Below are 6606 nucleotides of genomic sequence, written 5' to 3' on the forward strand. Positions count from 1 at the left end.
CGTCGGTGCGGTGGAACGGGTGCCGGAGGACCGCATCGAGATCATCGCGCCTGCGCGGCTGCGCCAAGCGGTGCTCGGTGCGATGCGCGGTTCGCATCCCTATGAGGAACCTGCGTTCGACGTTTTCGCGCTCGCACCGTTGCCGTCCGACGTCGGCATCGGCCGCATCTGCTCGCTGCCGAGCCCGGAAAGCTTGTCGGCCTTCGTCTCCCGGGTGGCCAGTGGATTACCCGCGACCTCGTGGGGGGTGCGAGCGGCCGGCGATCCCGATGCCGTGGTGTCGCGGGTCGCGGTCTGCGGGGGCGCCGGTGACTCGCTGCTGGACACCGTGGCGGCGGCCGGTGTGCACGCCTACGTCACCGCCGACCTCAGACACCATCCGGCCGATGAGCACCTGCGGACGTCCGACGTCGCGCTGGTCGACGTCGCGCACTGGGCGAGCGAATACCCGTGGTGCCATCAGGCAGCCGCTCTGCTTCGAACACACTTCACCGACGCGCTCGAGGTGCGCATCACCCCGGTCCGAACGGACCCATGGAATCTAGAGAAGGATGCGAAGAACACATGAAGGCGGAAGAGCTACAACAACGTTCAGTTCTCGAACTCGCCGCGATAGACGCTGATCTGAGCCGTCTCGACCATCGCGCCAAGCACCTCGACGAGCAACAGCGCCTCGACGCCGTCCAGGGCGAGCATCGCGACGCGAACGACAAGCTCGCGTCGCTGTCGATAGCGCTGGACGACCTCGATGGACAGGTCGCCAAGTTCGAGAGCGAGATCGACTCCGTGCGCAAGCGCGAGGACCGCGACCGCGCGCTGCTCGACGGCGGCACGGTGGACGTCAAGCACGTCGGCGAGCTGCAACACGAGTTGGAGACCCTGCAGCGACGTCAAGGGAGCCTCGAGGATTCGCTGCTCGAGATCATGGAGCATCGCGAGAAGCTGCAGGATGATCAGGAGGAGCAGCTGCGCCGGATCGACGATCTCCAGACCGACCTGACGGCGGCACGCACCGCACGCGACGACGCGCTCGTGGTCATCGACCAGTCGCGACACCAGTCGGCCTCCCGGCGCGACGAGCTGACCGCATCGCTGGCCACGGAGCTGGTGGCGCTCTACGAACGGCAGCGGGCCGGTGGCGGCATCGGGGCGGGCCGGCTTCAGGGCCGACGTTGTGGCGCCTGCCGCATCGAGATCGATAGGGGAGAGCTGGCGCGCATTGCGGCCGCACCGGAGGACGAGGTGCTGCGTTGCCCCGAATGCTCCGCAATCCTGGTTCGAGTCAGGGACTTCAGCGAATGAAGGTCATCGTCGAGGCCGACGGCGGGTCGCGCGGCAACCCGGGTCCTGCCGGTTACGGAGCGGTGGTGTGGTCCGCTGACCGCGCAACGGTGCTCGCCGAAGCCAAGGCGTCCATCGGCCGCGCGACGAACAACGTCGCCGAGTATCGCGGCCTGATCGCAGGTTTGGAGGAGGCCGCCGAGTTGGGCGCCACCGAGGTCGCCGCGCAGCTGGATTCGAAACTGGTCGTGGAGCAGATGTCGGGCCGCTGGCGCGTCAAGCATCCCGACCTGATCCCGTTGAGGCAGCGCGCCCTTGAGTTGGCAGACGCGTTCGACGGCATCACCTACGCGTGGATTCCCCGCGCCGAGAACGCGCACGCGGACAAGTTGGCCAACGAGGCCATGGATGCGGCAGCGGAGGAATCGAGCAACCCCGCCACCTCGGAGACCACCTCACCTGCGGGGTGGACCGGTGCGCGCGGGGCGCCAACACGCTTCATGCTGCTGCGCCACGGGCAGACCGAACTGTCCGTCGACCGCCGCTACTCGGGCAGGGGCAATCCTGCGCTGACGGACCTCGGCCGTTGGCAGGTCGATGCAGCGGCCGCATACCTGGGACGGCGCGGCGGGATCGCGGCCGTGGTCTCCTCGCCGCTGCAGCGGGCCTACGACACCGCGACGGCGGCGGCCAAGGCACTCGGCCTCGACGTCTCGGTCGACGACGATCTGATAGAGACCGACTTCGGTGAGTGGGAGGGTCTGACGTTCGGCGAAGTGGCGCAACGGGATCCGACCCTGCACGGGAAGTGGCTGCGCGATACCAGCGTCGCCCCGCCCGGCGGTGAGAGCTTCGATGCCGTCGCGCAGCGGGTGAATCGGGCACGCACCCGGATCATCGCCGAACACGGTGACGCGACGGTTCTGGTGGTGTCACACGTGACGCCGATCAAGACGATCCTGCGGTTGGCCCTCGACGGGGGTGCGAGCATCCTGTACCGACTGCATCTCGACCTCGCGTCACTGTCCATCGCCGAGTTCTATCCGGATGGTGTGGCATCTGTGCGGCTGGTCAACCAGACGGCCTACCTCGAAACCTAGTCAAGACGACACCTTCGATCGTCTGTCAGCCTCACCTCGCCAGATATATCGCAGTACGATATATTCGTAGGCGAAGGTGCGCGATAGGCGTTCGGCCCAATCAGTGGAGGTGTCTGTTCATGGCGGTCTATGAGGTTCTCACCGTTGCGCTGGACGTCGTGCTGGCGGCAGCGACGACGGCGGCGCTCTATTACGGACTGCTGGGGATGATCGGCCAGTTCTTCGTCGTCCGGTGTGCGTCGTGCGGTCACTTGACGACGTCGTCAGCGGACCAGCAGGCGTCGTCGTGCCTTCACTGTCGCCATCCGGTGCTTATGCATCCGATGCAGGTGTTGCGTCCACGACGGCACCCGTCCGAACGGCCAGCGGCCTGACGGGTCTGCACCTGATCAGCCGTGGGGCGGTGGCACCGGCGGAGCGGGCAATCGGATGGCGAGACGCTGAAGCTCGTCGAGATGGGCCGCAGTGAGCGATTCGAGCCGGTCGGATCCGGCCTCGGTGAGCTGTAGCCGCACCACACGGTGATCATGGCTGTCGCGGACTCGGCGCACCAGTCCCGCGGTGTCGGCCCGATCGATCAGGCCTCCCGCGCTGTGGTGTCGCAACAGGAGGTAGTCGGCCACCTCGCCGATGGTTGGTCCGCTGGGGTCGGGGTGCCCGCGGATGGCCAGCAACAGCTGATGTTGCATGGGAGTGAGTCCCGCGGACTGTGCCTGTTCGGCGCTCCATCGCTCGAATCGGCGTAGGTCCGTTCGCAGCGTCAACAATTGCGCGTAGACGTCGTCAGGCAGACCCACAGTGGTCACGATATGCCTACCCATTCGTAGCGGTCGGGTATGGCGCGCGGATTGCGTCGCCGGTGCGGCTCGATCACCCGCGCGCGCCTCCTCCGCTAGTGCCGATCAGGTGTGTAGGTGCAAGCGTTCGCCGTGCGGTCCGAAGATCGCGACGGCCTCGATCGGTCCGTCGACAGCACCGAACCAGTGCGGGGTCCACGTCGAGAACTCCACCGCCTCACCGGGTTTGATGGTGAAGTCGCGCTCGCCGAGGATCAGCCGCATGCGGCCGGACAGGACGTACATCCAATCCTGACCGTCGTGCACGGGTAGCTCGTCGGGAGGGGTGCGGCGCCGTGCGCTCACCCGGATCTTGAATGCGTGAAGACCGCCGGCGGGCCCGGTGTGGGTCAGCGGCCAGTACGTCACACCGTGACGGGTCTGCGATGCCCCCTTGACGCGTGGGTCCTCGGCTTCGGGGGTGCGGAGCAGGTCGTCGGTGCTGACCGAGAGCGCCGAGGCCAGCCGAGGCAGGTGATCCAGTGCCAGCCTGCGCTTGCCGGACTCCAGGCGACTGAGCGTGGAGACGTCGATGTCGGCGCGTGAGGCGACCTCCTCCAGCGTGAGGCCGCGCTGGGTGCGCAGTTCGCGGAGTCGTCGCCTCACCCGGAGGTCGACGTCCTCGGTGCTCTTTGCCTGCATGGCAAATGATGTTGGCAGATGCGGCGAAGGTCGGCAAGGTGGGTGCCATGGACAACGAATGGGATTGCGTCGTCGTCGGTGGCGGCGCCGCCGGGCTGAGCGCGGCGTTGGTGCTGGGTCGGGCACGGCGTCGCACGCTGGTGGTGGATGCGGGCGGTCAAAGCAATCTGGCGGCACACGGCATCGGTGGTCTGCTGGGTCACGACGGACGCCCGCCCGCACGGCTCTACGAAGCGGGACGAGCCGAACTCGGTGCGTACCCGACGGTCGAGCACCGTTCGGGCGAGGTGGTGACGGGCATGTCCGACGGAGGTGGCTTCGTCCTCGAACTGGCCGATGGAACGCGCGAGCGCACCAGGCGAGTGTTACTGGCGACGGGCATGGACTATCGGACACCGGACATCCCCGGCCTGGCCGAGCTGTGGGGGAGATCGGCGTTCCACTGCCCCTTCTGCCACGGCTGGGAGATGCGCGATCAATCCTTGGCGGTACTGGCGCGGGGCGAGCGGTCAGTGCACATGGCTCTGATGCTGCGGGGCTGGACCGACGACGTCGTGGTCCTCACCGACGGCTCGGCCGGACTCGACGACGCCTCTGTTCAGACGTTGACTGCCGCAGGCGTGCGGCTCGACGAACGTCAGATCGCTGAATTCGTCTCGGAGTCAGGGGACTTGACCGCCGTCAGGTTCACCGACGGCGCCATCCTCGCCCGTGGCGGCGTGTTGGTGGCCGCGACGTTGCAACAACGCGGCACGCTGGCCGCCCATCTCGGCGTCGCCACCGCGCCACCCGGCCCCGTCGCCGTTGACGCCGTTGAGATCGATCAGTTCCACCGCACGTCGGTGCCAGGAGTGTTCTCCGCGGGTGACCTCAGTGCCCAAATGCCACAGGTGGCGGCGGCGATTGCGACGGGCTCACTCACTGCCGCCGCGGTGGTGCAGAGCCTGCTCGCCGATGACGTCGGACTACCTGTGCCACCATGGCCCAACCAGAAGGAGAATGCCGATGTCCACGCATGAGACGGATCAGGCCGCCAAGGACTACTGGGAAGCGCACTACGGTGAGCGGGAACGGATCTGGAGCGGCCGGGTCAACGTGCAGCTGGCGAAGGTGCTCGCGGACGTTCCACCTGGTCGCGCTCTGGACCTCGGCTGTGGGGAGGGCGGCGATGCCGTGTGGCTGGCCGAAAGGGGCTGGCAGGTAACCGCCGTCGACATCTCCGAGACGGCCCTTCAGCGTGCCGCAGCCGAGGCGCAGGCGCGCGGCATCCGCGACCGCATCGTCTTCGAGCGTCACGACCTGTCGGACAGCTTTCCCGAGGGCAACTACGACGCGATCTCCGCGCAGTTCCTGCACTCGACCGTGCGGTTGGAGCGACCGGCCATCCTGCGCAACGCCGCGCGTGCCGTCGTACCGGGCGGGCTGCTGATCATCGTCGACCATGCCGCGGCCCCGCCGTTCTCGAAGAAGGTGCCGCATGACCACCCGTTTCCGGCCCCCGAGGAGGTACTCGCCGAGTTGGACCTGCCTGCCGCGGAATGGGACCGCGAACGGGTGGAGGTCGTGGACAGGCCCGCGACCGATCCGGATGGTCAGCCGTTCACCTGGCAGGACAATCTGATGGTCCTTCGTCGCAGGGACTGAGTGTCAGAGGCTAGCGGTAGTGTCGAACTCATGTTCGATACGACGGCAGCGATCGATCCGCTCGCCGAAGAGGCGGCGCTGGTGGAGCGCATCGCGGTGTTGGAGCGGGAGAAGTCGGCGGCCGCTGCCGAGCAGGCGATGTTGACCGCTGAACTCGACAGCAAGCGCCGCGCTCGCGAGGCCACTGAGGGCGTGTCTTGCGCCAAGCGCGGTAAGGGCCTGGCCAGTGAGATCGCCCTGGCCCGCCGCGATTCACCCAACCGAGGCGGTAGACACCTCGGGTTCGCCCGGGCTCTGGTCCACGAGATGCCCCACACCCTGGCCGCACTCAAGGCGGGGTTGCTCTCGGAGTGGCGGGCGACGGTGCTGGTGCGGGAGTCGGCGTGTCTGGACGTCGAGGATCGCCGGGCGTTGGATGCCGAGATGTGCGCCGATGTGAGCACCCTTGAGGGGATGGGTGATAAGCGGCTGGCCAGCGAGGCCAAGGGAATCGCCTACCGACTCGATCCGCACGCAGTGGTCGACCGGGCGGCGAAGGCGCAGGGGGATCGAACGGTGACCATCCGGCCGGCTCCGGACACCATGACCTATGTGACGGCGATGCTTCCTGTGGCCAGGGGTGTGGCGGTGTATGCGGCGCTCAAGAGGGCGGCCGACACCACCTTCGATGGCCGCTCTCGCGGGCAGGTAATGGACGATGTCCTCGTCGAGCGGGTCACGGGGCGGCCCGCCGAGGTGCCCGAACCGATCGCAGTGAATCTGGTGCTGACCGATGAGGGTCTGCTGGCGGGCGCCACCGATCCGGCGCGGGTCGTTGGGTATGGGCCGGTGCCCGCGGCGGTGGCGCGGCGGTTGGTCGGTTCGGCGGTGGGTGAGAAGGATTCGCGGGCGACGTTGCGGCGACTCTACAAGCATCCGCGCAGTGGCGGGTTGGTGGCGATGGAGTCACGGGCTCGGCTGTTTCCGAAGGGGTTGGCGCGGTTCATCGACGTGCGCGATGACACGTGTCGCACGCCGTACTGCGATGCGCCGATCCGGCATCACGATCACGCCACCGCGCATCATCGGAGCGGACCGACCTCGGCGGTCAACGGGCTCGGTGA

Annotated in this window: 9 protein-coding genes; 7 read left to right on the forward strand and 2 right to left on the reverse strand. The window is 67.6% G+C overall.

Translation table 11 applies throughout. The annotated features are described in order from the left end of the window. The 4 genes from ACRDUX_RS40285 to ACRDUX_RS40300 all read left to right on the forward strand — a co-directional run. A partial coding sequence (locus tag ACRDUX_RS40285; RefSeq protein WP_526423060.1) for a Nif3-like dinuclear metal center hexameric protein occupies window positions 1-568 on the forward strand: 568 nt, incomplete at its 5' end. After that, window positions 565-1302 (forward strand): zinc ribbon domain-containing protein, encoded by a 738-nt coding sequence (locus ACRDUX_RS40290; protein WP_526423062.1) that lies wholly within the window; start codon window positions 565-567, stop codon window positions 1300-1302. The genes ACRDUX_RS40285 and ACRDUX_RS40290, both read left to right, overlap by 4 nt. After that, the gene (locus tag ACRDUX_RS40295; protein ID WP_526423064.1) at window positions 1299-2381 is read left to right on the forward strand and encodes a bifunctional RNase H/acid phosphatase; all 1083 of its coding nucleotides are present in this window, start codon (window positions 1299-1301) and stop codon (window positions 2379-2381) included. Before ACRDUX_RS40290 ends, ACRDUX_RS40295 begins: the two co-directional genes overlap by 4 nt. Window positions 2382-2500: 119 nt before the next feature. After that, window positions 2501-2755 carry a hypothetical protein gene (locus ACRDUX_RS40300; RefSeq protein ID WP_526423066.1) on the forward strand — a complete coding sequence of 85 codons (255 nt, stop codon included), beginning with the start codon at window positions 2501-2503 and terminating at the stop codon, window positions 2753-2755. A 15-nt stretch (window positions 2756-2770) separates the two neighbouring features. On the opposite strand, the gene ACRDUX_RS40305 is transcribed toward ACRDUX_RS40300, so the two are convergent. Together ACRDUX_RS40305 and relB are read right to left on the reverse strand one after the other, a co-directional pair. Beyond that, window positions 2771-3178, reverse strand: coding sequence for a MarR family winged helix-turn-helix transcriptional regulator (locus tag ACRDUX_RS40305; RefSeq protein ID WP_526423068.1), 408 nt, complete (start codon window positions 3176-3178; stop codon window positions 2771-2773). Window positions 3179-3283: 105 nt separating this feature from the next. Continuing rightward, window positions 3284-3859 carry a type II toxin-antitoxin system RelB family anti-toxin gene (gene relB, locus ACRDUX_RS40310; protein ID WP_526423070.1) on the reverse strand — a complete coding sequence of 192 codons (576 nt, stop codon included), beginning with the start codon at window positions 3857-3859 and terminating at the stop codon, window positions 3284-3286. A 47-nt stretch (window positions 3860-3906) separates the two neighbouring features. Here relB and ACRDUX_RS40315 point away from each other — a divergent pair, with 47 nt between their 5' ends. From ACRDUX_RS40315 to ACRDUX_RS40325, 3 genes are all read left to right on the forward strand, one after another. Then, window positions 3907-4878 (forward strand): NAD(P)/FAD-dependent oxidoreductase, encoded by a 972-nt coding sequence (locus ACRDUX_RS40315; RefSeq protein WP_526423072.1) that lies wholly within the window; start codon window positions 3907-3909, stop codon window positions 4876-4878. Further along, on the forward strand, window positions 4865-5503 hold the full coding sequence (locus ACRDUX_RS40320) for an SAM-dependent methyltransferase (RefSeq protein ID WP_526423074.1): 639 nt from the start codon (window positions 4865-4867) through the stop codon (window positions 5501-5503). Before ACRDUX_RS40315 ends, ACRDUX_RS40320 begins: the two co-directional genes overlap by 14 nt. Before the next feature lie 30 nt (window positions 5504-5533). Beyond that, window positions 5534-6606: DUF222 domain-containing protein (locus tag ACRDUX_RS40325; protein WP_526423076.1), on the forward strand; the 1073-nt coding region annotated here is incomplete at its 3' end.

This window comes from Mycobacterium sp. (assembly GCF_050701675.1).
GTDB lineage: Bacteria > Actinomycetota > Actinomycetes > Mycobacteriales > Mycobacteriaceae > Mycobacterium.

What these genes read in the sequence shown, in the direction of transcription:
- ACRDUX_RS40295 (WP_526423064.1), top strand. Translation starts at nt 1,299, where the DNA reads ATGAAGGTCATCGTCGAGGCCGACGGCGGGTCGCGCGGCAACCCGGGT.
- ACRDUX_RS40290 (WP_526423062.1), top strand. Translation starts at nt 565, where the DNA reads ATGAAGGCGGAAGAGCTACAACAACGTTCAGTTCTCGAACTCGCCGCG.
- ACRDUX_RS40320 (WP_526423074.1), top strand. Translation starts at nt 4,865, where the DNA reads ATGTCCACGCATGAGACGGATCAGGCCGCCAAGGACTACTGGGAAGCG.
- ACRDUX_RS40300 (WP_526423066.1), top strand. Translation starts at nt 2,501, where the DNA reads ATGGCGGTCTATGAGGTTCTCACCGTTGCGCTGGACGTCGTGCTGGCG.
- ACRDUX_RS40315 (WP_526423072.1), top strand. Translation starts at nt 3,907, where the DNA reads ATGGACAACGAATGGGATTGCGTCGTCGTCGGTGGCGGCGCCGCCGGG.
- relB (WP_526423070.1), bottom strand. Translation starts at nt 3,859, where the DNA reads ATGCAGGCAAAGAGCACCGAGGACGTCGACCTCCGGGTGAGGCGACGA.